Genomic DNA, 546 nt, shown 5'->3' on the forward strand with positions numbered 1-546 from the left:
TCATCACTGACCCCGTAACCCAGGTTGACGGGTCCGTTGTAGTTGGCCGCGGGCGTGAAGGTCCAGCGCTTGTTGACTGCATCAAAGGCCGACAGCGTGCCGTTGCCGGCCGTGAGGTTGACCACCGACAGTGCATTGCCGTCCACATCACTAAAGCCGGCCAGCAGGCTGGCCTGGGTGATGGTGTAGGCCGTGTCCTCCGTGCCGCCGGCCAGCACGGCTTTGGCGCTGGTCAGCGTGGGCGCGTCGTTGACCGGCRCCAGCACAAAGCTCTGCGTGGCCACCGTGGTCGCAGYRCCRTCACTGACCCCGTAACCCAGGTTGACGGGTCCGTTGTAGTTGGCCGCGGGCGTGAAGGTCCAGCGCTTGTTGACTGCATCAAAGGCCGACAGCGTGCCGTTGCCGGCCGTGAGGTTGACCACCGACAGTGCATTGCCGTCCACATCACTAAAGCCGGCCAGCAGGCTGGCCTGGGTGATGGTGTAGGCCGTGTCCTCCGTGCCGCCGGCCAGCACGGCTTTGGCGCTGGTCAGCGTGGGCGCGTCG

The 546-nt window shown here is 65.9% G+C and carries 1 protein-coding gene; it reads right to left on the bottom strand.

All coding sequences use genetic code 11. The features are described from left to right. Positions 1-546: cadherin-like domain-containing protein (locus AC1D0O_RS25055; RefSeq protein WP_477656191.1), on the bottom strand; the 546-nt coding region annotated here is incomplete at both ends.

It is taken from the genome of Polaromonas sp. P1_F2 (assembly GCF_056405735.1).